The 26,289-nt window shown below is 36.3% G+C and carries 28 protein-coding genes; 12 read left to right on the top strand and 16 right to left on the bottom strand.

Translation table 11 applies throughout. The features are described from left to right. A partial coding sequence (locus tag H560_RS0118610) for a transposase (protein WP_027381381.1) occupies positions 1 to 194 on the bottom strand: 194 nt, incomplete at its 3' end. A gap of 475 nt (positions 195 to 669) precedes the next feature. Between H560_RS0118610 and H560_RS0118615 the strand changes: the two genes are divergently transcribed. Continuing rightward, positions 670 to 1,953, top strand: a complete 1,284-nt coding sequence (locus H560_RS0118615; RefSeq protein WP_027381382.1) for an alkaline phosphatase family protein — start codon at positions 670 to 672, stop codon at positions 1,951 to 1,953. 72 nt (positions 1,954 to 2,025) lie between these two features. On the opposite strand, the gene H560_RS0118620 is transcribed toward H560_RS0118615, so the two are convergent. Continuing rightward, a complete protein-coding gene (locus H560_RS0118620) occupies positions 2,026 to 2,910 on the bottom strand; it encodes an SDR family oxidoreductase (RefSeq protein WP_027381383.1) in 885 nt (294 codons plus the stop codon). 81 nt (positions 2,911 to 2,991) lie between these two features. Here H560_RS0118620 and H560_RS0118625 point away from each other — a divergent pair, with 81 nt between their 5' ends. Continuing rightward, the gene (locus tag H560_RS0118625) at positions 2,992 to 3,366 is read left to right on the top strand and encodes a winged helix-turn-helix transcriptional regulator (RefSeq protein ID WP_027381384.1); all 375 of its coding nucleotides are present in this window, start codon (positions 2,992 to 2,994) and stop codon (positions 3,364 to 3,366) included. Positions 3,367 to 3,458: 92 nt separating this feature from the next. On the opposite strand, the gene H560_RS0118630 is transcribed toward H560_RS0118625, so the two are convergent. Continuing rightward, on the bottom strand, positions 3,459 to 4,511 hold the full coding sequence (locus tag H560_RS0118630) for an NAD(P)-dependent alcohol dehydrogenase (RefSeq protein ID WP_027381385.1): 1,053 nt from the start codon (positions 4,509 to 4,511) through the stop codon (positions 3,459 to 3,461). A gap of 176 nt (positions 4,512 to 4,687) precedes the next feature. Between H560_RS0118630 and H560_RS0118635 the strand changes: the two genes are divergently transcribed. Both H560_RS0118635 and H560_RS0118640 read left to right on the top strand, forming a co-directional pair. After that, positions 4,688 to 5,590, top strand: coding sequence for a helix-turn-helix domain-containing protein (locus H560_RS0118635; RefSeq protein ID WP_027381386.1), 903 nt, complete (start codon positions 4,688 to 4,690; stop codon positions 5,588 to 5,590). A gap of 120 nt (positions 5,591 to 5,710) precedes the next feature. Continuing rightward, a complete protein-coding gene (locus tag H560_RS0118640) occupies positions 5,711 to 7,036 on the top strand; it encodes a carboxylesterase family protein (RefSeq protein ID WP_027381387.1) in 1,326 nt (441 codons plus the stop codon). A gap of 89 nt (positions 7,037 to 7,125) precedes the next feature. On the opposite strand, the gene H560_RS0118645 is transcribed toward H560_RS0118640, so the two are convergent. Together H560_RS0118645 and H560_RS0118650 are read right to left on the bottom strand one after the other, a co-directional pair. Further along, positions 7,126 to 8,598, bottom strand: coding sequence for an alpha-amylase (locus H560_RS0118645; protein WP_027381388.1), 1,473 nt, complete (start codon positions 8,596 to 8,598; stop codon positions 7,126 to 7,128). Positions 8,599 to 8,700: 102 nt separating this feature from the next. Then, positions 8,701 to 9,372: a hypothetical protein gene (locus H560_RS0118650; RefSeq protein ID WP_027381389.1), complete on the bottom strand. Its 672-nt coding sequence runs from the start codon at positions 9,370 to 9,372 to the stop codon at positions 8,701 to 8,703. A gap of 161 nt (positions 9,373 to 9,533) precedes the next feature. Between H560_RS0118650 and H560_RS0118655 the strand changes: the two genes are divergently transcribed. Then, positions 9,534 to 10,145 carry a DUF6705 family protein gene (locus H560_RS0118655; RefSeq protein WP_027381390.1) on the top strand — a complete coding sequence of 204 codons (612 nt, stop codon included), beginning with the start codon at positions 9,534 to 9,536 and terminating at the stop codon, positions 10,143 to 10,145. Positions 10,146 to 10,181: 36 nt separating this feature from the next. Here H560_RS0118655 and dinB read toward each other — a convergent pair whose 3' ends face one another. From dinB to lpxK, 5 genes are all read right to left on the bottom strand, one after another. Continuing rightward, on the bottom strand, positions 10,182 to 11,279 hold the full coding sequence (gene dinB / locus H560_RS0118660) for a DNA polymerase IV (protein WP_027381391.1): 1,098 nt from the start codon (positions 11,277 to 11,279) through the stop codon (positions 10,182 to 10,184). A 43-nt stretch (positions 11,280 to 11,322) separates the two neighbouring features. Then, a complete protein-coding gene (locus H560_RS0118665; protein ID WP_316929371.1) occupies positions 11,323 to 11,784 on the bottom strand; it encodes a GNAT family N-acetyltransferase in 462 nt (153 codons plus the stop codon). Then, positions 11,784 to 12,299 (bottom strand): TlpA family protein disulfide reductase, encoded by a 516-nt coding sequence (locus H560_RS0118670; protein ID WP_027381393.1) that lies wholly within the window; start codon positions 12,297 to 12,299, stop codon positions 11,784 to 11,786. Before H560_RS0118670 ends, H560_RS0118665 begins: the two co-directional genes overlap by 1 nt. A gap of 180 nt (positions 12,300 to 12,479) precedes the next feature. Then, positions 12,480 to 13,295 carry a purine-nucleoside phosphorylase gene (locus H560_RS0118675; protein WP_027381394.1) on the bottom strand — a complete coding sequence of 272 codons (816 nt, stop codon included), beginning with the start codon at positions 13,293 to 13,295 and terminating at the stop codon, positions 12,480 to 12,482. After that, complete coding sequence (lpxK, locus tag H560_RS0118680; protein WP_027381395.1) at positions 13,279 to 14,304, bottom strand: tetraacyldisaccharide 4'-kinase; 1,026 nt, start codon at positions 14,302 to 14,304, stop codon at positions 13,279 to 13,281. Before lpxK ends, H560_RS0118675 begins: the two co-directional genes overlap by 17 nt. 358 nt (positions 14,305 to 14,662) lie before the next feature. Between lpxK and truA the strand changes: the two genes are divergently transcribed. The 6 genes from truA (at position 14,663) to H560_RS0118710 (ending at position 19,339) form a co-directional block, all read left to right on the top strand. Beyond that, the gene (gene truA, locus H560_RS0118685) at positions 14,663 to 15,397 is read left to right on the top strand and encodes a tRNA pseudouridine(38-40) synthase TruA (RefSeq protein ID WP_027381396.1); all 735 of its coding nucleotides are present in this window, start codon (positions 14,663 to 14,665) and stop codon (positions 15,395 to 15,397) included. Positions 15,398 to 15,433: 36 nt separating this feature from the next. Next, positions 15,434 to 15,775 carry a hypothetical protein gene (locus H560_RS0118690; RefSeq protein ID WP_027381397.1) on the top strand — a complete coding sequence of 114 codons (342 nt, stop codon included), beginning with the start codon at positions 15,434 to 15,436 and terminating at the stop codon, positions 15,773 to 15,775. A gap of 62 nt (positions 15,776 to 15,837) precedes the next feature. After that, the gene (locus H560_RS0118695; RefSeq protein ID WP_027381398.1) at positions 15,838 to 16,425 is read left to right on the top strand and encodes a Crp/Fnr family transcriptional regulator; all 588 of its coding nucleotides are present in this window, start codon (positions 15,838 to 15,840) and stop codon (positions 16,423 to 16,425) included. A gap of 85 nt (positions 16,426 to 16,510) precedes the next feature. Then, positions 16,511 to 16,819 (top strand): alpha/beta hydrolase, encoded by a 309-nt coding sequence (locus H560_RS23475; RefSeq protein ID WP_228372507.1) that lies wholly within the window; start codon positions 16,511 to 16,513, stop codon positions 16,817 to 16,819. Between the two features lie 29 nt (positions 16,820 to 16,848). Beyond that, positions 16,849 to 17,277: an alpha/beta hydrolase gene (locus tag H560_RS23480; protein ID WP_228372508.1), complete on the top strand. Its 429-nt coding sequence runs from the start codon at positions 16,849 to 16,851 to the stop codon at positions 17,275 to 17,277. Between the two features lie 304 nt (positions 17,278 to 17,581). Then, positions 17,582 to 19,339, top strand: coding sequence for an ABC transporter ATP-binding protein (locus tag H560_RS0118710; protein ID WP_027381399.1), 1,758 nt, complete (start codon positions 17,582 to 17,584; stop codon positions 19,337 to 19,339). A 48-nt stretch (positions 19,340 to 19,387) separates the two neighbouring features. Here H560_RS0118710 and H560_RS0118715 read toward each other — a convergent pair whose 3' ends face one another. Further along, a complete protein-coding gene (locus H560_RS0118715) occupies positions 19,388 to 19,783 on the bottom strand; it encodes a hypothetical protein (RefSeq protein WP_027381400.1) in 396 nt (131 codons plus the stop codon). A 3-nt stretch (positions 19,784 to 19,786) separates the two neighbouring features. Then, positions 19,787 to 20,392, bottom strand: a complete 606-nt coding sequence (locus tag H560_RS0118720) for a class I SAM-dependent methyltransferase (protein WP_027381401.1) — start codon at positions 20,390 to 20,392, stop codon at positions 19,787 to 19,789. A 378-nt stretch (positions 20,393 to 20,770) separates the two neighbouring features. Between H560_RS0118720 and H560_RS0118725 the strand changes: the two genes are divergently transcribed. Continuing rightward, the gene (locus H560_RS0118725; RefSeq protein ID WP_027381402.1) at positions 20,771 to 20,983 is read left to right on the top strand and encodes a hypothetical protein; all 213 of its coding nucleotides are present in this window, start codon (positions 20,771 to 20,773) and stop codon (positions 20,981 to 20,983) included. A 60-nt stretch (positions 20,984 to 21,043) separates the two neighbouring features. Here H560_RS0118725 and H560_RS0118730 read toward each other — a convergent pair whose 3' ends face one another. The 4 genes from H560_RS0118730 to H560_RS0118745 all read right to left on the bottom strand — a co-directional run bounded on the left by H560_RS0118730 (position 21,044) and on the right by H560_RS0118745 (position 26,186). After that, positions 21,044 to 22,339: an MFS transporter gene (locus H560_RS0118730; RefSeq protein WP_027381403.1), complete on the bottom strand. Its 1,296-nt coding sequence runs from the start codon at positions 22,337 to 22,339 to the stop codon at positions 21,044 to 21,046. 87 nt (positions 22,340 to 22,426) lie between these two features. Next, complete coding sequence (locus H560_RS0118735) at positions 22,427 to 23,179, bottom strand: DUF3575 domain-containing protein (protein ID WP_027381404.1); 753 nt, start codon at positions 23,177 to 23,179, stop codon at positions 22,427 to 22,429. A 202-nt stretch (positions 23,180 to 23,381) separates the two neighbouring features. Further along, the gene (locus H560_RS0118740; RefSeq protein WP_027381405.1) at positions 23,382 to 24,383 is read right to left on the bottom strand and encodes a T9SS type A sorting domain-containing protein; all 1,002 of its coding nucleotides are present in this window, start codon (positions 24,381 to 24,383) and stop codon (positions 23,382 to 23,384) included. Between the two features lie 303 nt (positions 24,384 to 24,686). Continuing rightward, complete coding sequence (locus H560_RS0118745) at positions 24,687 to 26,186, bottom strand: DUF4403 family protein (RefSeq protein ID WP_027381406.1); 1,500 nt, start codon at positions 26,184 to 26,186, stop codon at positions 24,687 to 24,689. Positions 26,187 to 26,289 lie beyond the last annotated feature (103 nt).

Below are 26,289 nucleotides of genomic sequence, written 5' to 3' on the forward strand. Positions count from 1 at the left end.
TCCCTTATTGGATCAGAGGATATTTGTTTTTCCTTGCTAAGTTTACCTTCTTTGTGAAGTTTTCGCCAATTAACGAGACTTTCTTTACAGATCCCAAATTCTTCAGCTACCGAGGATACATTGCCTCGCTGCTCACTTAAAGATACTGCTTGGATCTTAAACTCTAGACTGTAATTTTTTCTGATCTTTTTCATACTCTTAAAGATAAAGAGTATAAGAATTGTGTCCTAACAAAGTTAGCAACTCCACAAAAAAGTGCATAAGGATAATGCACACCCGTAAAGTTTTTTCATCCTTTGTTTATATTGTGTTAAAATTATTTATGGCTGATTTTGACATGCATAGGAAATGCATATATCGAGTAAAGAGTAATTTTTATTCATCATGAATTTGTGTTTAAATGATACCACAAAAATACTTTTTTTTTATCTTCTCTCCCAAGAGATTTATTATGATTTTTTTCATAAGGTGTTGACTTATAAACTTTAGGCAAAGTTAATTATACTATACGACAGAACTTGTCGTGTTATATTAAATTATTTGAAAAGAACAATAGATTTATTAATACCTGTGTTTTGAACAATTCTAAAAAAAGCATTTAATATTTTTTTTACCTGCGAAACTTTTGTTTCAAAAGTACAGGGAGTAACTTTGTTGAAAATTTTTATAATGAAGCGAGGTTTACAATTTTTAGTTTTAATTTTTTCATTAACTGTTTTTGCTCAGAAAGCTGAGGTTGATACTGCCCAGGTTATTATTCCCAATCGGTATAATAGTTCGGAAGCACAGACAAAACCTTATGTGATTATGATTTCTGCAGACGGATTCCGTTATGATTATGCTAAAAAATACAATGCTGAAAATCTTTTGAAGCTTTCCAGTCAGGGAGTTCAGTCGCAGGCGATGATTCCGGGCTATCCAAGCATTACTTTTCCGAATCATTGGACGTTGGTTACCGGATTATATCCTTCACACCATGGTCTGATAGATAATTATTTTTATGATTACAAAAGAGACGAAGCTTATGCCATGAGCAACAAAAAAAATGCGGAAGACGGAAGCTGGTACGGCGGAACTCCGCTTTGGAGTCTTGCAGAAAAGCAGGGAATAGTTTCTGCCTCTATGATGTGGGTGGGTTCTGCAAGTAACGCAGGAGGAACAAGACCCACCTATTATTATCCTTATCATGAAAAATTTTCGCCTTCGGAAAAGGTTGATAAAGTTATTAATTGGTTAAAATTACCAATGGAGAAAAGGCCGCATTTCATTTCATTATACTTTCCGGAAGTGGATGGAAGCGGGCACCATTTCGGGCCGGATACCAAAGAAACGGAAGAGGCAGTTCGCCTGGTTGACAACGCAATAGGGGAGTTGGTTCAAAAAGTAAATGGTCTGGGGCTGAAAAATGTCAATTTCATCTTTGTCTCAGACCACGGAATGATTAAGGTTGATGGCGGAAATCCATTGGAAATTCCTGCTCTTCTTTTTGATAAAAACAGGTTTGATTTTTATAACTCTCAGACATTGTTAAGGATTTACGTTAAAAATCCAAATGAGGTAAAAACTGTTTACAAGAAATTAAAAGCCAATAAAACCGATGATTATGAGGTGTATTTAGATAAAAAATTACCGAAATATCTTCATTTCGGAACAAAAGATGATCGATATAACAGGATCGGGCAAATTTTATTAATTCCAAATGCTCCCAAAATATTTCTGGAAAAAGGAAAGAAAACTGCGGTTGGAAAGCATGGTTATAACCCGAAAATTGTTCCGGAAATGAAAGCTTCATTTCTTGCGTGGGGACCGGAATTCAAGAACAACCTTGTAATTGATGAATTTGAAAATATCAATGTGTATCCTTTAGTTGCCGAAATTTTAGGATTAAAAATACCTCAGCCTATTGACGGAAAGCTGAAAGTGCTGAAAAAAGTGCTGAAAAAAAGCAAATAATTTAATTTAAAATTTTCGGCGAGCCAAAGGCTCGCCGAAAATTAAATGATAAAAACATAGAAGCGGCTAAATTCATGCATTAAATTTTCCTGCAAATTCTTCTGCAAACTCTTCCAGTTTAATCTTCCCATCAACAGGAGAACCGTGATTAATAAAATCTTTTTGTACCACTCCGGTTCGGATTCCTCTGCCCATTTCGGCGTACAGCCCTGCCATTTCCTGTGGAATCCCGGCCTGCAGCATCGCATTCAGAGAATCTTCATCTTTGAACTCCACCCACGGCAGATTTGGATTTCCAATGGCATTACCGAAAGCTTTAGCAAGATCAGACGCAGGACGAACATCGCTTACAATATAGCTTATAGTTTTTCCTGTAGAATTTTTTGTCAACTCTTTTGCTGCAGCTTTGGCGATGTCTTTGGGATGTGTGAGCGGAATTTGAGTTTGTTCAGAATAATTTGCACCTATAATTCCTGCATTTTTAATCATTGGAATATCATTGAAAAAATTAATATAAAAATATCCTGCTCTTAGGAATGTCACTGAGGTATTTTCCAGTTCGTTATAATATTTTTCAATGTGATGGATGCCTTTGATAGGGCCGTTTTCAACCGGTGATTCTGCACCGATACTGCTTAGCATGACAATTTTCTTTATTCCTGTTTTTCTGATGGCTTCAGCATAGTTTTTACCGGCATTAGCAGTGTTTTCAACGATGTCTGATCCACCCATATTGGGAGGTGTCATCAAAAATGCAGCATCTGTACCTTCAAATGTTCTGATTAAAAAATTTAAATCTGTAATAGAACCTATTGCAGCTTTTGCGCCTAAATTTTCAATTTCACTTTTTTTAGATTCGTTGCTGCTTACTACGGTGATATCGTGACCTTCGGCAATTAACTGTTGGGTAAGTGGTTTTGCTACATTCCCTAATGAGCCTGTGATTATAATTTTCATAATAAAATATTTTTTTATTTCCTGCAACAAAGTTATATTTGTACTTACTTTTATACAAGTACTTACCCTAAAGTATGTATTATGACAGCAATTAAAGAAAGCTCTACTATCCAGCAGAATAAAAAATATGCGTTGGATCTTTGTCCGGTAACCTATGTCATGGAGAGAATTGGCGGGTTTTGGAAACCTATAATTTTATACCATCTTTCAAGTGGTGATAAAAGATATAGCGAATTGAAACGCGCGATTCCTGCGGTGACAGAAAAGATGCTGATCCAGCACCTGAAGCAGCTGGAAAGTGACGGGCTTGTGATAAGAACGGCAAAACAGGTTATTCCTCCTCACGTAACTTATGAGCTTAGCCAGGCAGGAAAAGGATTAATTCCGGTTATTCATTCAATGGCGGAATGGGCTTTTGAAGATATGGCTGGCAAATATGAGAAATGTAAAGCTTAAAATACAATAACTGACAGTTAAGCTTTAAAAATTTGTTATAAAAAAAGCTCCCACAAAGGTATGTGAGAGCTTAGTTAAAAATATACGAAGAATTATAAAGACTGCATATCAATTACAAAACGATACTTTACATCGCTTTTCAGCATTCTCCCGTATGCTTCGTTGATATCCTGCATTTTGATTAGTTCAATTTCTGAAACAATATTGTGCTCACCGCAGAAATCAAGCATTTCCTGTGTTTCCGCAATTCCTCCGATTAAAGAACCTGCAACGGATTTTCTTCCCATAATCATAGGAACTGTATTAAGCATTGGTTCCAGACCTCCCAAATAACCTACAATAACCAATGTACCGTTGATATTCAATGTTGAAATATAAGGATTAACATCATGTACATAAGGAATAGTATCAATGATAACATCAAATTTTCCTTTTACGGAATCCATTTGGGTATCATCGGTGGAAATTACAACATGATCTGCTCCCAATTGCTTCGCATCTTCAGTTTTCCCGGGAGTTCTTGAAAATAAGGTCACTTCCGCGCCCAAGCCTTTAGCCAGCTTTATCGCCATGTGGCCTAATCCTCCAAGTCCTACTACGGCAACTTTAGAATTTGGTCCCACATTCCAGTGCTTTAGTGGTGACCATGTAGTAATTCCGGCACAAAGAAGTGGTGCAACAGCTGCTAAATCCAGTTTTTCCGGTACTTTCAAAACAAAATTTTCAGTGACAACAACTTTTTGAGAATAACCGCCAAATGTATGGCCTCCTAAATGCTGATCTTTTCCGTTGTAAGTTCCCGTGAAGCCATTCAGGCAATATTGTTCAAGATCCTGCTTGCAGCTTTCACAATGTCCGCATGAGTCTACAAGACATCCTACAGCAGCAAGATCGCCAACTTTAAATTTGGTTACATCACTTCCTGTTTTAGTGATTCTGCCCACGATTTCGTGTCCCGGAACTGCCGGATACATGGTTCCGCCCCAGTCATTTCGGGCGGTGTGAAGATCTGAGTGGCAAACTCCGCAATAGAGAATTTCAATTTCTACATCTGTTGCGGTTACTTCTCTTCTGGTAATCTGCAATTCTTTTAGATCAGCAGTCTTAGACTCTGCTCCGTAAGCTTTTACTGTGAATGTCTTCATATGTATCTTTAAGGTTTAGTTTAATTTTAATACGATTTAATTTTTCCTGATACAAAAATCGACAGATTAAATGTAACAATACTTATACAAATTACAGAAAGATTTACCAATTTTACAGGCATCAGGAAATGTCCGCCGGAAAGTGGTAATTTTGAATAGAAATAAAAATGTACTTCATGGAAAATCAGGTCGTTGAAATCTACAATAGTGTCTCGGAATATAATAAAATGGCAAATCATGAAACCTTGCATCCTTTGGTAAGCGTGATAGATTTTTCTAAATCCGATCCTATCTGCCAGCATCAGAGAACGTTTGGTTTCTATACCGTTTTCCTGAAAGATGTGATGTGTGGAGATATGCTGTATGGAAAGCACAGCTATGATTATCAGGAAGGGACTTTGGTTTTCATCGCTCCCGGGCAGACGTATGGAATTTACAATAAAGACAGATTCATTCAGCCGGCAGGTTTTGCCCTTATTTTTCATCCTGATTTGTTGAAGGGAACCAATCTTGGTAAAAATATAAAAGAGTACAACTTCTTTTCATACGATGTTCATGAAGCGCTGCATCTTTCAGAGAAGGAGAGGGAAATTATATTGGAATGCTTTAAAAACATTAAGCTTGAGCTTGAACAGTCCATTGATAAGCACAGCAAATCTTTAATTGTAAATAATATTGAGCTTTTTCTGAATTACTGCATGCGTTTCTACGATCGGCAGTTCATTACCAGAGATCATGTCAACCAGGGGGTTATAGGAAAGTTTGATAATTTACTGAATGATTATCTTAAATCTGATAAACCTAAAAATATAGGTTTTCCCATGGTCAATTATTTTGCGGAACAACTTAATCTTTCGGCGAATTATTTTGGGGATTTAATTAAAAAGGAATTGGGGATTTCTGCTCAGGAATTTATTCATAATAAGCTGATTGAGGTGGCAAAAGAACAGATTTTTGTACCATCAAAATCCATCAGTGAAATTTCTTACAACTTAGGATTTAAATATCCTCAGCATTTCACAAGGCTTTTTAAAAGTAAAGTTGGGGTTTCTCCCAGCGAGTTTAAAACTTTAAATTAATCTTTAACACTAAAAGATTACTGAAATTTCTGCTATTTGTGTTTAAAAAAGTAAAATTTTGTAAATTGTAATTGAAAATCTAGGCTTAAAGCCTTTAGCTTATTGCTTAAAGCAAGTAGGATGACAACACAGCAAAATAAAAGTACCCATACTTTTCAAACCTCATTTGGAAAAATTTTAGCGCTAAAAGAAAATGGTGTTATCAAAGCCAGGAGTATCCGCTATGCCCGTTCCGACAGATTTAAAATGCCCGTTCGTGTAGAGTCGGCTGTTGAGGAAATTGCAGATAAAATCCCGGTTTGCCCGCAAAACATCAGTCCGCTCCTGGAAAGATTGATTCAGAAAACGGATGTGGAAAAATTTCAGCCGGACGAGTCACCGCAATTCCTTACCATTACACGCCCGGAAAAAAATATTGAAGATGAAAAACTTCCCGTTGTAGTTTGGATTCATGGGGGTTCATACGAAATCGGCTGTGGAGATCTTCCCACTTCTGATCCTTCGGTATGGGTGAAGGAACAGAATATCATTGTTGTTTCACTTTCTTATCGGCTCGGACTTTTCGGATTTTTGGGCGGAAGCGATGAGAGGCCGGCCAATCTTGGGTTGTTTGATATCATTGAAGCTTTACGGTGGATTAAAAAAAATATTTACAGCTTTGGAGGAAATTCTGAAAATATTACACTTTTTGGACAGTCTTCCGGAGGTGATGCCATTGCGCATCTGATGATTTCAGAAGGGGTTGAAGATTTGTTTCAAAGGGTAATTATTCAAAGTGCTCCGCTTGGTTTCAGAATTAAAAGAAGCGGGATGTCTCTTGAATTTTTAAGGAAAACTGACTTTTTAAAAAATGAACCTGATCCCTTGAAAATGACTGAAAGTTATACGAAACTTTTGCCATTATTCAGAAAATATGGTTTAAAAACTTCAATGCCGTTTTGCACTCAGTACGGGTTTGCGCCTTTGTGCAGGGAGGAAGAAACCCTGAGCCAATGGAAGAAAAACGCAAAAAAGTATGATGTCTTGATAGGCTTAAACCAAGATGAAACAGCATTTTACGTAAAAACAGCTGAAACAGGGATTTATACTTACCTCAATGAAAGAATTCTGAATAAAATAGTTCGGGCTACCACCCAATTTATTTATGAAAAACCCGCCGGCATTTTTGCGAAAAATTACGCAGAAGGGGGAGGAAATGTTTACCAGTATAAAATTCATTCAACCTTAAAAAATAATTATATCGGTGCATCTCACTGTATCGATCTTCCTTTGATCTTTGCTAACGAGTCTGCATGGAAATCTTCGGCATTATTAAAAGATGTTCCGTGGGAATATATTGAGGAAAACGGAAAAAAATTGCGTTCACTCTGGGCAGAGTTTGCCAGAACGGGAAAAATATCAGACACTTCAGAAAGGCCTGAAATCCTGGAACTCCGAAAAGTTTAGTTTTATTATTAAACACAAATACCACAAATTCAAACATTAAAAATAACTAGTGTCATTTGTGAAGTATTAGTGATATTTGTGTTTAAATATTATTCAGCAACCCAAACACTCACATTTCCTGCCGGGACAGGAAAGCTTCCCCAGCCATTTTCGTCTATCGTTACCTTATCCTCAAATCTTCCCAACAGGTCATAGAATGTTTTCCCGATATATTTTTCGCCCATTTCCATAGGTTTTTCATAGGCATCCTTGTTGCTTAAAACTACAGCACATCCGGAATGCTCCTCATCTCCTTCGCGTACCCAGCCGAGACAATTGGCATCTTCAAAATAATCTCGCTGCTCACCGTAAGCATGATTTTTTCTTGCTTTCAGAAGCTCTTCAATACCGTCAACTTTATCCAGAAATATTTCCTGATCATTACCTTCACGGTCTTTATCAACATAATGAGCACCATAAAGATCCGGGTAAAAAACGCATGGATAGCCATCTTTTCTCAACAATATAAGGGCGTATGCCAGTGGCTTGAACCATCCTTCAACAGGCGCTTCCAAGTCTTGAAGAGGCTGTGTATCATGATTATCCACCAGGCTCACCGAATGCATGGGATCAGCCTGGGTAAGGCTTCCTTCAAAAATTCTTCTGAGATCATAATTGCCGCCTTCATTGGATGCATTATGGAAATTATTTTGTAATGAGCTGTCAAACAGGCTCATGCAGCCTTCCGTAACCTCTATATATTTTTGAAGCAGATTAAGATATCCGGGCGCCCAGTATTCACCGACCGCGAAGATGTTTTTCCCTGAATTGGAACGCAATAAAGTAAGCCATTCTTTGTAAAAATCAAAAGAAATATGTTTCAGGGCATCCAGTCTCACCCCATCAAAATCTGTCTGATCAAAATACCATTTTGCCCAGTTGTTAAGCTCTTCTCTTACGAAAGGATTACGATGTTCCACGTCGTTATACATGAGGTAGTCGTAGTTTCCTTTTTCATCATCGATCATCTCTTCCCAATCGGTTCCGTATTCATTTTTGATTTTAAAAATATGAGAATCCATTCCTTCAGCATAATCTACTCCGCTGAAGCAGGTGAAGTTCCATTCGAAGTCAGAATATTTTTTTCCGCGGCCCGGAAAGGTAAATTTTGTATAAGATTGAATTTCAATTTCGTCTGAAATTATTTTTTCTCTGTTTTCTTCGTCTACTTTTACGGCTTTAAAAGATTCAAGCTCATCACCGCCTCCTTTATGTCCTAGAACAATATCCACAATAACCTGTATATTCTGTTCTTTTAAGGCTTTGATAGCTTTTATATAATCTTCTTTGGTGCCGTATTTTGTGGGGATGGTGCCTTTTTGGTCGAATTCTCCGAGATCAAAAAGATCATAAGCATCATACCCGATGGAGTGTCCGCCGTTTGCACCTTTATAGGCGGGAGGAAACCACACGGATGTAATTCCCAGGTCTGCTAAGTATTTTGCATTTTTTTCTGCCTCTTTCCATAATTTTCCGTCTCCTTCTGAATACCAGTGGAAAAACTGAATCATCGTTTCATTCATAAATTGTAAAAATTTGGTTATTACAATGTAGTGAAAATTTTTCAAAGATTACTATTCGAATTCCTTAAACGGGATTTTTAGTTGAACGGAAACCTGTTTTTATCAAAACCAAACAATATCTGAATTTTCTATCATGAATGGCCGTTCCAGGTTTTTGTGAGTAGAATTGTTTTTAAGTATATAAACTTTTTTTAGCGGAATATTTTTAAATACAATTAAAGAATCTTTTCCCGAAAATGAAGATTTTATAGGTTTCCATTCTCCATTGTTATCAAGGAAATTAATTGTGTATGATGTATTTTTTTTTATCCATGCTTCACTGCCCACATTGATTTTACTTATTTTCAAATTATTAATGAGATGATTATTAGTTATAATGCTTGTGTCGTTTAGGGTTTCCAATTCTCCTGTCTTATTTAAATAGATCACATCTTTTGATAAAGATATTTTTTGATTTTCATTCATATAGGCAAATCTGTAGATTACATTTCTAGCCATTTTTTTGAACAAGTATTGTTGTGACTTTATTTTTTTTCCGTAAAAAATAGGCTTCCAAGAACCAAAACTATAAACACATATGTAGGCAATTTTCTCTTTATTTTCAGGTATAACAAATATGATATCATTTGTAGGAGAATGTTGGTCTGTAACATCTTCCCAATGATCATTTTTTATGCTCTCAATAGGAAATGTAAGTTTATTTGATAAAAGAGGGGCAATATTTTTGGACCATTCATTTTTTAATTTAAAGCTTATTCTGAAAGCTTTTGCCAAACGATTCTTTTTTTCAAAAATATCACCTTTTATTGGTGTGAATTTTTGTAAATCAGAGTCCCATGCTACGGGCAGGCTATGTCCACTGTTCGTTCCTCCCCAATAGGGAGTGAAATCAATAGTTGCAAGTTCAATCCTATAATTTTATTTAACAATCCGTAATGAAAAATTTAATAACATTTCTAGTAATTTTTCTAGTAATCTTTTGCAACGCACAAGAAAAAATTTTACCATTAAATACAACACCCTTAGATGACATAAAACCTAATGTATATTTAAAAGACCTAAATAATGATTTTAAACCGTTTATAGGAACCTGGAAAGCTGTTTTTGATAATAAAACAATATTGCTTAAAATAACTAAAGTTGACAAAAAGCTTTCGAAAACCGGTTTTAGAGAAAATGAAATAAAATATTATAAAGATGTTCTTATTGTACAACATTTTATTTTTGAAAATGATGGAAGGAAAATCATAGAGGATTATTTTTCTCCTAGTTTAAGTGTTTATAGAATAACGTCTCAAAGATATAATAAAATTAGAAAAATACTCAACCTTTATTACCAGGGTGTATTATGTGGAGTAGGCTGGGGTGGAATAGAACTCAAAATGATAGATGCTAAACATTTTTCCTGGAATTATTTTCCAGAACACTCATACACTGATAAATGTGGTAAGAATGGAGATTTTAGCGTTCATCTCCCAGAAGTGAAAGACTTAATTTTTACTAAACAATACAGCAAAAGCTCTTTTCATAATATATTCGAATTATAATAAGGTATACTAAGAAAAGATGAACTTAAGAATGTGTTAATCGCTTTCGAATTCTTTAAACGGGATTTTTAGTTGAACGGAAACCTGTTTTTTTTCTTCCGTATTAAGCTGTGAAAGGGATAGCCCCAGCAATCGTACAGCTTTGTCATAGGGGCGCAGCTCCCAGAGTTTTTTTCCGGTGCTAAAATATTGCTCGGGAGATGAAAAATATTCTTCTTTTGTGATGCTTCGGGTAAAAAGGGAGAAGTCTTTATATTTGATTTTTAAAGTTAAAGTACGCCCCATAATATTATTCTTCTGTAAACGCTGATGAAGTTCTTCGCTTAAGCTCTGCAATTTCTCATTGATCTGCTGCTCATCAAAAAGGTCTTCAAAAAATGTTCTTTCCACGGCAACGCTTTTCTGGATGCGATGAGGTTTTACCTCAGAATTGTGGATTCCGCGAACAACATTATAATAATATCCGCCGGATTTTCCGAACATTCTGGTCAGTTCTTCGTAGGTTTTCTTTTTTAAATCTTTTCCTTTATAAATACCTAAACTAAACATTTTGTTCGCTGTAACTTTTCCTACGCCGTAAAATTTTTCAACCGGCAATTCCTCCAGAAAACTTTCGATCTTGTCCGGATGAATGGTTTTCTGGCCGTTTGGCTTATTGATATCTGATGCTACTTTAGCCAGAAATTTATTAACCGAAATTCCGGCAGAAGCAGTTAAGCCGGTTTGTTCAAAGATTTTCTGGCGGATTTCTTTTGCAATCTGATTCGCAGATTCTATTCCTTTTTTGTTTTCAGTAACATCAAGATAGGCTTCATCTAAAGAAAGCGGCTCTACAAGATCGGTATATTCATGAAAAATTTCACGGATTTTCCTCGAAATCTCTTTATACCGCGGAAATCTCGGCGGAACAAAAATAAGATGCGGGCATTTTTCTTTTGCTGTTTTACTGGGCATGGCTGACCGAACCCCGAACTTTCTTGCTTCATAGCTTGCCGCCGAAACTACACCGCGATGTCCGCCTCCCACGGCAATAGCTTTTCCTCTCAATGCAGGATTATCATGCTGCTCCACGGAAGCATAAAATGCATCCATATCTACATGAATAATTTTGCGGATGGGAAAAGAAAAATCCATATTACAAAGATATGGATTCATTTATTTTTTATGGTTGAAAATGTTATACTTTCAATCTCATCGTAAGCATAAGAGGTTCAAATCCAGCTTTTTCATAAGCCTTCACGGCAGGTTCGTTTTGATCATAAACTTCCAGCCTGATCTCTGAAAGGTTTTTGGTCTTTGCCCAGCTGATCAGCTTGTCAACAATTTTCTGATTGATGCCTTTTCCCCTGTGCTCAGGCTTTACAAACATAAATCCCAGATAAGCATACTGTGTAAAATCATAAATATTTTTTGCAGGCTGCTTTATGAGAGCATATCCGGATGCAACAACTTGATTATTTTCTTCTGCAACGATTAGGCAGGCATCATCAGATGTCATGAGAAAATTGAGGTCATAATAGTGAATTTGCCTATCCGCTAAGGTTTTATCGAAAGGTCTTTCCGAATCAATTACTCCCTGCTCAAATTCTAAAAGAACAGGCAAATCCTGTGGTGTGGCTTCTCTTAAAATCATAGACATTATTTTAAAAGTTGATCTATCGTAGATTGAATTTCAGGGTCTTCAGGAGAAATAGCGTAGTATTTTGCAATGGCAGATTTTTGATCAATGACCATATATCTTGGGATCCAGTTGAGGTCGACGTAATTGTTAAAGTCATTTTTCCAGCCGGAAGCAAACCAGTAATTCTCTTTTTCCTTCATTTCAAACCTGTCCAGACTTTTATCAAAACCTTCTTTTGATCTTTCCAGTGAAAAGAATACAAAATCTACATTCTTGTTGTTTTCTTCTAATTCTTTGGCTTTTGGAAGGGCTTTCAGGCAATCTCTGCACCATCCGGCCCAGAAATCTATTACTAATACTTTTCCTTTATGCTGATCGAGAATCTGCTGTATGGTAATGGTTTTTCCCTCTTCATCTTCAAGCTTCTGATTGAGCGCTTCTTTGGAAAAACCTGTTTTAAGGACTTTGGGAGTTTGTTGTGAGCAGCCTAATCCGAAAATGCTCAATGTAAGCAGTAATAATAATTTTTTCATTTTTTCAATTTCATTTAATGCAAATCTAAACATTGAATTATAATTTGTGGCAGGTTTCTTATGATTTAGGAGAAATTTAAGAGATTGAGAATTTCAATTAACCCAAAATTCGGTAAATAAGATATTTAAAATCATAAACGTTGTGAAAATAGTTTAATGAAAGAAGTAAAAATTAAAAGTTTAGAAATAATTTTTCACCAATCCTTTTACAACGGTTATTACATTCGGCATGGCTTTATTAGCCGCATTCAAAACTTCTTCATGGGAAACGGAAAATGAAATATCCGGCCCGCCAAGATCTGTAATAATGGAAATACAGAAAACATCCATATTCATGTGTTTTGCCACGATAACTTCCGGAACGGTACTCATCCCAACCATATCTCCGCCGAAGGCTTTGATCATTCCGTATTCTGCAGGTGTTTCGAAAGTGGGGCCTTGTAAGGCAACGTAAATTCCCTGATGAATTTTAATATTATTTTCTGAGGCAGCTTTTTCCGCTGCGGCAATCATTTTTTTACTGTAAGCTTCGCTCATATCAACAAAACGCGGCCCCAATTCATCAATATTTCTTCCCCGGAGCGGATGTTCCGGCATCATATTGATGTGATCTTTTACGATTGCAATGTCTGCAACGCTGTAATTTGGATTTACACCGCCCGAAGCATTGGAAAGAATAAGATTTTTAATTCCAAGCAAATGAAAAACCCTGATCGGGAAGGTAACGGTTTCTATGGAATGTCCTTCATAATAATGAAAGCGGCCGCTCATCATCAATACTTTTTTGCCTTCCAGTAACCCGTAGATCAGCTTTCCGGTATGGCCTGCAACCGTTGTCTGTGGAAAATTGGGAATGTCTTTGTATTCCAGAACATGAATGGCTTCCACTTCATCCTGGAGCTTCCCTAATCCTGAACCTAAAACAATAGCAAAATCCGGAGTTTCCCGAATGATATTTTTAATGAAATCTGCTGTTTCCTTAATGCTTTTTAACATAATCCAAGATGATTTGATTGAATTCTTCTTTCTTATCAATAATTACATTGATAGGCCAGTAGTAAACAATATCTCTAAGATAGTCAAAAGTTTTCAGACGCACATAGTCTTTTTCTGTGGTTAAGATTAATTTATATTCACCCAGCTTTTTGTATTCTGCAATGATTTTTTTAATATCATCGTCGGTGAAATTGTGATGGTCCCTGAATTTCAAATGGGTTACTCTTTGTGAGAATTTTGCCAGATGCTCCAATAAAGGTTTTGGATTCGCAATTCCTGTAATCAGCAGGATGTCATAATAGTTCAGGTTGTTGTCGGGAAGCATTTTTTCTCTTCCATATACATTTTCGTCATATCCTATGGAAGAAAAGAATACCTTTTGCCTGTGGGAAGGCCGTATTCTGGAAATGTAGTATTGCTTTTTTTCTTCTGTAAGCTCGTCCGGGCATTTGCTTACCATGATAATATCGGCCCTTCTTGATCCTGCTCTGGATTCCCTCAAATCTCCCGCAGGAAGCAAATGGTCTTTAAAATAAGGGTCATTAAAATCCGTCATCATAATATTGAATCCGGGTTTAATAGCTCTGTGCTGCATGGCATCATCCAGTACAAGAACGTCAAGATCCATGTCCTCAATTACTTTTTTTGCGCCGGGAACTCTTTCTTCTGAAACTGCAATCACAAAACGGTTTTTGAAGCGTTCAAACAATTGCATGGCTTCATCGCCTACCATTTTATAATTACTTTCGTAGTTGGTAACAGCATAGCCTTTCGTAAGTCTGCCATAGCCTCTTGAAAGCACGCCGGTTCTGTAATGTTTGGCTAGAAACTGAGCAAGATACATTACCATAGGCGATTTTCCGCTGCCGCCTACGGAAAGGTTTCCGACACAGATTATCGGAGTCCTGAATTTTGTCGATTTTAAAATTCCCAGATCATACATTGTGTTTCGGATACCCGTTACCATGTGATAACCGAGGGAAAAAGGATAAAGGTACCATCTTTTCATACGTTTGCAAAAATAGGAAATTTCACAGGGATTTTACTTAATATGGTATCGACTTTTCCACATTTATTTTAAATAATCAATTATTGATTATCATTAAATTAGATTATTTTTGTAGAGTTATAATCCTGTGTGCATTTTAGCTTGTCTTTCTGTGATAGGTGAAACGCCTTTGTTTATCTTTAAAATATTTAGATGAATTAAATTTTGTCTGTCTTTGCGTTTAGGTTTTCTCGCAAGGTTAAACAAAGTTTTATTAAAACACATCTTTAAAGTTTAACAAAGCCACTTCGTTTATTGAAAAAATACAACCTGATACTAATCGTATCGAAATGTACAACAGATATTTATTTTAATTACATTGAGATATTTTATTGAATTTTCTTACAACGGTAAAAATTATTTCGGCTATCAGATCCAGCCGAATGCCATTTCCGTGCAGGAAGAACTGGAAAAAGCGCTTTCCACAATTTTAAGAGAAGAAATTAAAACTACAGGAGCGGGAAGAACCGATACCGGTGTTCACGCAAAGAAAATTTTTGCCCATTTTGATACGGAAAAAATGCTGGATGATGACCTTCCGCGCAGGCTGAACAGTTTCTTACCACCCGATATTTCAATTAAAAGAATTTTTAGGGTAAAAGATGATTTTCATGCCCGTTTTGATGCCACTTTCAGAACGTATGAATATTATATTTCCCTGGAAAAAAATCCCTTCACGGAAGAATCTGCATGGCAGCACTGGAGAAAACCTTTAGATATTAATAAGATGAATAAAGCCTGTAAAATTTTATTTGAATATGAAGATTTTACGAGCTTTGCAAAACTCCATACCGATAACAAGACCAATCTTTGTACAATTTACAAAGCAGAGTGGGAGCAAAACGGAAGCGAATTAAAATTTACGGTTTCAGCCAATCGTTTTTTAAGAAATATGGTAAGAGCGATTGTTGGGACAATGGTAGAAATCGGTTCCGGAAAATTAAAGCCTGAAGATTTACGAAAAGTAATTGAAGATAAGCATCGTAATTCTGCAGGAACTTCTGCACCGGCGCATGGGCTTTATCTGGTGGATGTAGGGTATGATTTTAAATAAAAGTTTAAACTTTAATTATTAAAAACACAAAACATTATGATGTCAATTTTTATTATGATCGGAGCATACAGGTATTATGCCGGATTAGCAGAGAGATTTGGAAAGACGAAGTGGCAACTGGGGCTTTTAGCCATTGCAATTTATCTCGGATTTCAATTCTTATTCCTTTTTTGTTATATAATTTATGAAAAGCTTGCAAATCCTGAGTTTGTGAATAACAATGACTTTGGAAGGTTTACATTTGTTAATTTTATAAGCTGGCTGTTTGCTATTGCTGTGGTGTACGCATTTCATACCTATCTTGAAAAGAAATTTACAAAAGAACAGACGAAAAAACCTTCTTTGGAAATTGATAAAATAGGAAGTAAAGAATTATAATAATGTGGGTGGCTTCGAGAGCCTCAGCCACCGCATTTGTGATTTAACTTAAAACTAAAACCATGGAACCAATAGAAAAACTGGCTTTTGCGCTCAATCATTTCGCAGGTCTTGCGGAAGAAGATTTTAAAATGTCTGAAAATTTTTGGCTGCCCAAAAGTTATAAAAAAGGTGATTTCTATAATCTTCGCGGTACGGTTTGCACGTATTTTGGTTTTATTGTGGACGGTGTTTTCCGTTCTTACACCATTGATGAAAAAACAGGGGAAGAGAAAAATGTTTTCCTGTATTCTGCCAACGGTTTTGTAGTCTCTTTTAAAAGTTTTATCAACCAGATTCCCTGTGATTATCATACACAGGCTCTTACGGATGCTTTTATTATTTATATTCGTTACACAGATCTTTTGGCGCTGTATCATCAGTCGCACCGCTGGGAAAAATTTGGAAGGCTTCTGGCACAGGAGGCATTTAATGTTACCATGTCCAGGATTGAAGGGTTTATTTTAAAATCCCCTGAAGAACGCTATCTGGACCTGATCAAACAGCATCCTGATATTTTTAATAATGTTCCGTTATATCATATTTCCTCTTATTTAGGCATTCAGGGGCCGTCTCTAAGCAGAATCAGAAAAAGAATTTCCGGTAAGTAATACGATTTTAACCAAGGTTAAAATTATCCTCATTTTATTCGCGGAACTTTGTCTCATAATTTAAAACCAATAAAAAATAAAAGTTATGAAAACAAAAACTATCGTATTAATTCATGGATTATTTGTGAACAATACAAGCTGGAAAGAATGGAAAACGTATTTCGAAGGTCAGGGCTATACCGTACATACACCTGCAAATCCGGGGCACGCCGGAAATCCTGTAGATTTAAAGAAAAATATTCCGGTAGATCTGAAAGATGTGGGATTTGATGATGTGGTGAATCATTTATCAGGATTTATTGATACACTTCCGGAAAAACCGATTATTGTCGGGCATTCATTCGGGGGCCTGATGGTTCAGAAACTGATTGATGTAAAGCTGTTGCCGGGGTAAGTATCGACGGCGCTCCGCCAAAAAATGTAATGGCTCCTTTTTCTACCGTGAAAATTGTTTGGCCGGTTGTGAATTTCTTCAAAGGAAACACCGTATTTATGGGTTCTAAAGAATGGTATCACAAAGCATTTTTCAATAATTATTCTAAAGAAGAAAGTGATAAGCTATATGAAACCGTTGCGGCTCCTGAAAGCAGAAAGCTGGCTAAGGATCCTTTGTTCAAATCTTCAGCAAAATTAGACTTAAAGAAACCTCATGCACCCTTATTGTTTATCGCGGGTGAAAAAGACAATATTTTCCCGGCTGCATTTTCAAGAAAAATCGCCAGTGCGTATACCGACAAAAATAGTATTGTAGATTTTAAAGAATTTCCGGGCAGAAGCCACTTTATTGCGGGTGAAAAAAATTGGGAGGAAGTTGCCGGATATATTTTGGAATGGCTTAAAAAGGTGAATTGAAAAGTGTTGATTTTATGAGCCTTGTCAAGGTTTTAAACCTTGACAAGGCTCTAATGATTTCTGCTTTCGAAATGACAGCACGGAATTCCCCTCCTCTGGAGGGGTGGCTGAAATTTCAAAGAAATTTACGACGGGGTGGTTTAGACGTAAGCAAATAATAAACCATTGATAAAAAATCACCTATATCATAAATAACGGTATCAGAAAAATTCTATTGGTATTTCATAAGGTTCTAAGCTTGTCAACTTAGAAAATCGTATTTTTGCACAGAATTTTTATTTTAATTCTTTCTTCAATTCGTACAATGAAAAAACAAGATACCTGGGGAATTATCAAGAGGCTGTTTTTTATCGGGATGAAATTCCGGTCCTGGTTTATCCTTACTCTGATTATCTCCGTTATACTGGCTGTGGTTTCTACTTACAGGCCATATCTTACCATGGAAGTGGTGGATAATGACATCACAAAGCTGCAGGATAAAGCTTTAATGATGAAGCATATCTATATTTTGGTGGGTCTGGTGTTTGCGGAGACTGTTTTAAACTTTTTCCTGGTTTATTTTTCCAATTATATTTCTCAAAATGTAATCAGGGATATTAGGGAAAGGCTTTATGATAAGCTTATTTATTTTAAAACATCATTTTTTGACAAAACACCGATCGGGCAGCTGGTAACCAGAGCTGTTGGTGATGTGGAAACCATTGCAACGGTCTATACAGATGGGTTTTTGATGGTTTTCGGAGATGTGCTGAGGATTTTATTTGTTCTAATAATGATGTTCAGTACTAATGTGCATCTGAGCTATATTACACTGGCAATTTTACCTTTGATGGTGATTATTACAAGATTTTTCCAGAAAAGACTGAAAAAAGCGTTCGGTGATGAAAGAAACTGGACTTCCAATCAAAACTCATTTGTACAGGAAAGGCTTGCCGGAATGCCGATTATTCAAGTCTTCAACAGGCAGGAATCTGAGTACAAAAAATTTGATGACATCAATATCACTCTGAAAGGAGCGCTGTTGAGAACAGTTTTCATATTCTCATTGTTTTTTCCTGTAGTGGAGCTGATCTCTTCACTTTTCATCGGGTTTATTCTTTTTTACGGAGGTTATATTACAATCAGCGCGGGAGTGGTGATTGCGTTTATTCAGTATATTTCGATGCTTATTCGTCCGCTGAGGCAGATTGCAGACCGATTTAATAATATCCAAAGAGGTATTGTAGGTGCGGAAAGGGTTTTAGGCCTTATGGATGAGGACAATTCCATGCCTAATAACGGAAAAGTACAGAAAGACCAGTTTGACGGAAAGATTGAATTCCAAAATGTACGTTTTGCGTATGATGATAAGCAGGAAGTTTTAAAAGGAATTGATTTTAAAGTGAATCCGGGAGAAACAGTGGCGATAGTAGGAGCTACCGGTGCCGGAAAATCTACTATTATCAGCTTGATTACAAGGTTGTATGATATTAATTCGGGAAATATATTAATTGATGATGTTGATCTTAAAGATTATGAATTATATAATTTAAGAAGTCACATCGGTGTTGTGCTGCAGGATGTTTTCCTGTTCCACGGAAGTATTTTCGAAAATCTTGCGTTTGGTGATGAAAGCATTACTTTAGAAAAAATAAAAGCCGGAGCAAAAGAAATTGAAGTGGATGAATTTATTGAGAGCCTTCCGGGAGGTTATGATTATGTGGTAAGTGAACGGGGTTCGTCTATTTCTTTGGGACAAAGGCAATTGCTGTCTTTCCTGAGAGCTTATTTATCTGATCCGAAAATTTTAATTTTGGATGAAGCTACATCTTCCATTGACCATGAAAGTGAAAAGCTGATCCAGAGAGCTACTGAAAAAATAACGAAAGACAGAACATCTATTATCATTGCGCACAGACTTTCCACCATTGAAAAAGCTGATAAAATCATTGTAATGGAGCACGGGAAAATTGTGGAAGAAGGTAAGCACCTTGAGCTTTTGGATAAAAATGGATATTATGCGACATTATACAAAGCTCAGCTGAGACATGAAGTAGAGCTTGAAGAAGAAAAGCAGAAATAATCTAAACCATATTAAAAGAAAAGCAGTTTGTAAAAAACTGCTTTTTTGTTATTCTAAATTCTGCCATGCAGACCTGCCGTCTTTTGTAATTTGCAGTATGGCAAATAAAATGCCCACACCCACAATGCCAATCAGTGACTGTACAATCCCAAGATTGATGTTTATATTGATTATTAAAGCGATGATGCTGGTTACTGTGAATCCCCAGAAGCCTAATTTTTTCCATTGCAGGAGCATTGCGGCAAAAAGCACATTGGCTAAAGCAACAAATCCGAGCAGATAAATCATCATAGGTGATGCGCCGGGAGCACTTTCCAAAATCCTGTTATTAGCAAGAAAATAGAGTAGCGCCGTCAGTGAATTTCCAAGGATGATAAGAACAAGCCAGGCTGTAACGCAGCCATGCCTTTCTTTGTTGTAATTGTAGTTTGAGTTTTGATTCATGGTTTAAATTTTTTCAAAACTACAAAAAATAAAATTCTGTACCGTTTCAAAAGGGGTAGTATGATCTTTTGTAAAACAATTTATTTTCCTGAAATTTTTTCCAAAAACTGCTGTTAATGAGTCCTCATCATATTGGGTGATCTCCAGGCCGCTGCATTTTTTCGGGCCTTCTTTTGAAAAAGTTCCTAAAATCATGTGTTTTGTGGCAGCTTTTTCTGCGATTTTCACATATTTTGAAATTTCTTCAGGGGTGGTAAGGAAATGGAATGCTGCTCTGTTATGCCAGATATGATAAGTTTCTGTAGGCTTGAACGTGGTAATATCCGTGACAATCCATTTTACTTTTCGTGCTTTCTCGCCTAATCTTTCCTGTGCTTTTTCCAATGATTTTGAAGAAATATCCAGAACTGTAATGTTTTCATAGCCTTCTTCCAAAAGGAAATCTACCAGATTACTGTCGCCGCCGCCAATATCTATAACCGCTGCCTCTTTTCCCAGCCCGAAAGACCGGATAAAATCCAGAGAAACCTGTGGCTTTTCCTGTGTCCAGCTTACCTGATCCGGATTTTTTGTTTCATATACTTTTTCCCAATGAAGTTTGTTGCTCATTTTTTATTGGATTAAAAAGGGCTAATTTAAAATTTTAAGCTTAAATACAAGGTTTAAGTAATACAATTATTGGAGAAAAAGAAATAACCTGTTTTTATTTTAAAATTATTAAACACAATAGGGGAAGTATCAGGAAAAGCTTTAATAATCGTAGTTATGGAGGTTTTAAATTTATTTTTATAAATACTTAAACTGCGGAATGCGTAGTGATATTTAAAATTCAGTTATTAATCCTCAAATAAATTAATTTAATCTTAAGAAAATGTTATATTATTAGTAATAAATTTATTAACTTTAATGAAAAATTAAACACTACCCTCATAATTTTGGTAGGGTGTTTGATAAATAATAGTAATTTTTAAATTAAATCCAAAATAGATGAAGAATATCCAAGATGAATTTACGGTTTTTAAAGACGAACTGAAAAAGTTGAACATCGATGTACAGAAAGTGGTAAAAGTAGGAAACGGAAGTATGGATTTCCACGAAGTTTTTTACAAATCTCCACGGTACGAGGATGTAAAGAGTGTATATGTTCAGCGACATAATCTGGACAATATTCTTGAAAAATTCAAGCAGGCTTATCATTAAAATAAAAATGCGGCTCAGATTTTCTGAGCCGCGTTTTATTTATATCAATCTTTAAATATCTTAATCCTGATCCAGTGTGGAAGTTTTTCTGGTGTCTTTCATTCTCACATATACTAAAAACGAAAAGAAGATACAGGCCGTAATATACCAGTAAAAATAATGCTCCACATTAGCCTGCTTCAGCCAGAGTGCAATATATTCTGCCGTTCCTCCAAAAATAGCGACCGTTAATGCATAAGGCAATCCCACGCCCAATGCTCTTACTTCAGACGGAAAAAGTTCCGCTTTTACAACTGCGTTGATTGAGGTATAGCCGCTTACAATAATTAATGCCGACATGATCAGAAAGAAAGCTCCCCACATAGAATGGGTAGTGCTCAAGGCATTTAGAAGGGGATAGGTGAATGCCGTACCCAGGATCCCGAAGCTCAAAAGCAAAGGCCTCCTCCCGATTTTATCAGATAAAGCCCCGAAAACAGGCTGCAGGCACGCAAAAATAAAAAGTGAAACAAATGAGATCAACGTAGATTCCTGCTTTGTAAGTCCTACGGTGTTTACCAAGAACTTCTGCATATAAGTGGTATAAGTATAAAATGCCAGGGTTCCGCCTAAAGTGAGCCCTACAACAGTGAGTAAAGCCTTCGGATGCTTTAAAAGTTCTTTAATGGTTCCTTTTTTCTTTTCGGTGACTTCTTTTTTATTTTCAAAAGCTTCAGTCTCATGGAGGTTTGCTCTTAAATATAATGCAATCACAGAAAGCATGGCCCCAATTACAAAAGGAATTCTCCATCCCCATTCCTCAAGCTGTGCTTCTGTTAATAACACCCTCTGTAAAATCAGCTGGATTCCCAAAGCAATCAACTGCCCGCCAATCAGAGTCACGTACTGGAAGCTGGAATAAAATCCTCTTCTGTTGCTGGTAGCCATTTCGCTGAGGTAGGTTGCAGAAACTCCATATTCTCCGCCTACACTTAAACCTTGTAATAATCTTGCAATTAATAACAAAATGGGAGCTAAAACACCGATGGTATCATAAGTAGGCGTTAAAGCAATTAATAAAGATCCGAAAGACATCAGCAAAACTGAGATGGTCATCGCTCTTTTTCTTCCAATTTTATCAGCAATACTTCCGAAAACCCAGCCTCCGATGGGTCTCATCAAAAATCCGACAGCAAAAATGCCTGTAGTATTTAAAAGCTGAGCCGTAGGACTGGAATTCGGGAAAAACGAATGCGAAAAATAGATGGCAAAAGCAGCATAAGCATACCAGTCGTACCATTCTACCAGGTTTCCGATAGATCCGCCAACTATAGCTTTAATTCTTTGAGCAGTGGTGATTTGTGTAGAAGAATTCATGGGAGAAAGATATTTATTTTTTTCATTATGAATCAAATAAAATTTAAAGCTTCACCATCAAACTCTCCAATCCTCAATCACTCCAACTCAAAACCTATACCCCAAAGACAGCCCGCTTCTGAAGCCGATCCAAGGCCCGTCAATCATAATTCTGGCTCCGTTGGAGTTAGTTTCTACCGTATAATTCACGAAAGGAACATCAAGATCTTCTATTTCCCGCTTCAGCTGGGCCTGCATGTCAGGGGTAAGAACTACATCGCTGGTCATGGTAAAATCACCTTTTCCAGCACCGTAATGAGCGCCGGCAATCCATAAATCCAAAACTAAATTCTGCCTGCTGGTAAGGAAAAACTGCACGCCCACCATTACACCGCCACTGTTTCCATTGGCATTTCCGAAACCTTTTAGCGGAATCTGGTAGGTTGTTCCGCTGAAAGTATAATCGTAATAAAAATCAAAAGTATTGGAAGTGATTTTCGAATAGCGATAGTAAGGTGCTACATAAAAACCTTTACCATAGCCTGCTCCGAGATAAAAACGAGGTTCAATAGTGAAGTTAAAGGATTTTACTTCAAGATTTTTAAATCTCTTTTCATCAGCATCACTTAAAAATGAGTTGATGAACGGAACTTTCCCTTCCGGCATAGCTCCAAAGCTCATATTTACTGAAAACCACTGGGTGAATGCTCTTTCGTAAGAGAGATTGATATTTCTGAAAGCGTAGGCTGTGACGTTCGTTTTTACAATATTTAATTTGTCTGGTACTACAGCCTCTGTTGTCTCCTGTGCCTGTATTCCTGAAAAAATAAAACACGGAAGAAGAATGATATATTTTTTCATGATGATAATATTTAAGATTCGGTGTTGTGATGGAGATAGCAAAAAACGGGCAAAAATTCTATTATCAGTGAATTTAATTTTAAGATATAATAAAAGTTTAAAAAATAATTAATTTTTATAAGCAAAACAATGAATTTTAGAAAATAAAAAAATCCGTCCGGAGTTCCGAACGGATGATGTATTAATTATTAAATATAAAATTTTATTTCTTGATAAATTTTGCAGCCTCAGCTTTGCTGTTCTTTCCTGAAACTTCAATGAAATAAGCTGCTGAAGGTAAATCGGAAACCTGTACTTTACCGGATTTCATATCTGCGGTTTTTACTAATTTTCCGTCCAGGCTGTAGATTTTTGCTGTTGAATAATTTTCGGTTTCGCCTTTAAATTCTATAAAATCCTGTGCCGGATTAGGATATATTGCAAACCTGTCTTTTTTTACTGTAAGATCTCCAGTGGATAAAGTGGTAAGGTTTAAAGCCTGGGCCTCGTTGGTTGTCTGATTGTTGATTCCTGCCAGAGGAACATTGATCACAACCTGCGTAGTACTTAATAAAGGGAATTTATGGGTGCTGTCGTAATAAGAATATGCTGTATTTACAATGGTTCCGATCGGGAACATAAAAGTGGTATCATTAGGCAGGTAAAGACTGAAATTCTGAGTTGATTTTATCCTCAAAACATTGTTATAGGTGTTGGCTCCCAGAATCAAAGTTCCTGAAGCGTCTGCTGAAATATTAATTGTTCCTTTACACAATCCATTTGCCGTAGAAGAAGTAAATGTTCCCTGCGCCTGATCTGTCTCTGTATATCCGAATGCTGCGGGATATGAGATGAATGTTCCGTTGTTTGAAGAAAGATTTAATGTAGCATCTGGAGTTACAAGTCCTGTGATTTCCAGTTTTGAAGCAGATTGTTTGTAATAGACGGTGTTTCCGCTTCCTGCCATTTTCAGGGTAGATCCCGGGAAAGTTGTGATTTCGCCGGCTGCAGGTGCAGCATAAGTTGTCGTTGCTGCTGCTCCCAATGTTAAAGAAGCATTATTAAATGTTGTATTGGCTCCGGTTGCAGAATTATCTACGGTACCCGTTACGCTTAAATTACTTACCGTTTCGCCGGCAGAAGGATCATTAAACGCTTTAGTAATGGTAGTTTGTGCTGTGCATAGCCCATAAGCAGACAGCAGAAAAAATAGAGTTCGTTTCATTGTTAAAAAATTTCTCTAAAGATAATTAAAAGAATGATAATCAGTTGAATATTTTATTTGATACCACATTTATAACAATAAATAAACCGCCCAAAACTGAGCGGTTGCCTGTATGTTAAATTTTTTTTTGATAGGAAATCTGGAAGCGATAAAGGATGTTTTTAAAGTATAAAACAAAGACTTCTAAAAGTAACTTCCAACACGTCTTCCGGCTTTTGCCTAAAGATTTTTTAAGTAAAGATTACAAATTTCGGGAAGTTTTTTTAGGATGAGGTATTTGTGGGTGCAATTTTAAGATCAGTATTATTGTTCCAGTTTCACAGTTGTATTCAGCTTACCATTGGCTACCAATAACAGGTCTAAGCTTTCTTTATCAATATAAAATCCGGGAATTTTTATCTGCTCAAGATTGCCATTGATAATGAGGTTGCTCAATTGAATATTCTTCAATTTCTCATTAATCAGATCATAATATTTAGAGTAGTCTTTTTGATAAGAATATCTTAGTTTTTGCTTCAGATCAGTATAATAAAAGTTGTCTATAAGAAAAGGAAGTCCTTTGTTGATGAGGTAACTGCTGGTATTGGGCTCCAGCTTAAAATCTTCAATATAAACCACTTTATTGGTGTCATCAATAGCAGGCAGCGCGGTGAAATAGACATCCCCTTTGAAACGTTTGGATTTTGCTTTGCCTTTTACATTAGCTTTGATCAGTAAAACGCTGGATTCAGATAGCTTTACACCTTGCAGACTAATCGAGTTTAGCTTGATTTTAACTCCGTCCTTATCATATTGTTTTCCTACTATTTCTTTTTTTAATATTCCCTCAAGCGAGCTGAAAGTAGCATTTGCAGGTAAATGAATATTAAATAATCCTTCCATATTGTTCTGTAATGAAAGATTAGGCAAAGGAGTGCTGGAATCCTGTGGTTTCAAGGATGTGATTTCAAGAATTGATGCAATGCCTAATCCTACCCGAAGCTTGTTGTTTTGAGCATTGAGGTTTTCAAAAATTACTTTTTGAGGTTCAGACTTGAGCCAGAAATCTCCCAGCTGGACAGGCTGTCCGGCATAAACCCAATATTTATTGACCTCATTTTTAATATTATACTGCTGAACCAAATCTGCTACTTTTTTGTCAATTTCTTTTTGATAATCAGCTACAAATTTTTGTAATGGACCTTCTAACTTATCCTTGATGTTGATATTTATTCTAATTAAGTTTCCAATTAAATCGATGTGCAAATGTGGATCCCCGCTCAAGTACCCTTTAAGGTATGTTTCTGCTTTCACGGTATAATCTTCCTGTATCGCAAGTTTTACTCTCAGTTCAACATCTACAGTAGGAGAGGCATTTCCATTTTCTGTTTGTCTGATTCCGGATGTAGCACAACCGCTTCCAAAGGGATTAGGGGTGGAGCAGCATCTTCCATTTCTCCAAAAGCCGATACAGGTAGTGTAGCTTCCTTTAGCTTTTATATCAATCGGAACTTTGAAGATTAATTCATTCCCGACTGCATTAAAAACAACGGGTTTATTTCTGTATACTTCGTATGAATATTTCGTTGTATTTCCAGATTCTCCTTTTCCATTGGCAATCATTCCGCTGGGCAGCTTTTGATTCATATATTCATTAATAGCCTGAATATCCATTTCAAAGGGAATTGTGATTTCAGAATTTAATCTTTCGGGTCTTTCAGGTAAATTTCCGGTGATTGGTTCTGGCTTGATTTCTACGGTTTTGCAGCTAATTAGTGTAACAATAACAAAAAATAGAGCGATTAATTTGTTTAATGGTATCATGATTTCTGAATTAATGGTTAATAATTTTTTATTAATACGTTTTTGTCCGTTTTAATTTGATCAAAATTATTTCATCTTTTCAGATACATCAATTACCTTTTTG

It is taken from the genome of Chryseobacterium daeguense DSM 19388, assembly GCF_000430825.1.
GTDB lineage: Bacteria > Bacteroidota > Bacteroidia > Flavobacteriales > Weeksellaceae > Chryseobacterium > Chryseobacterium daeguense.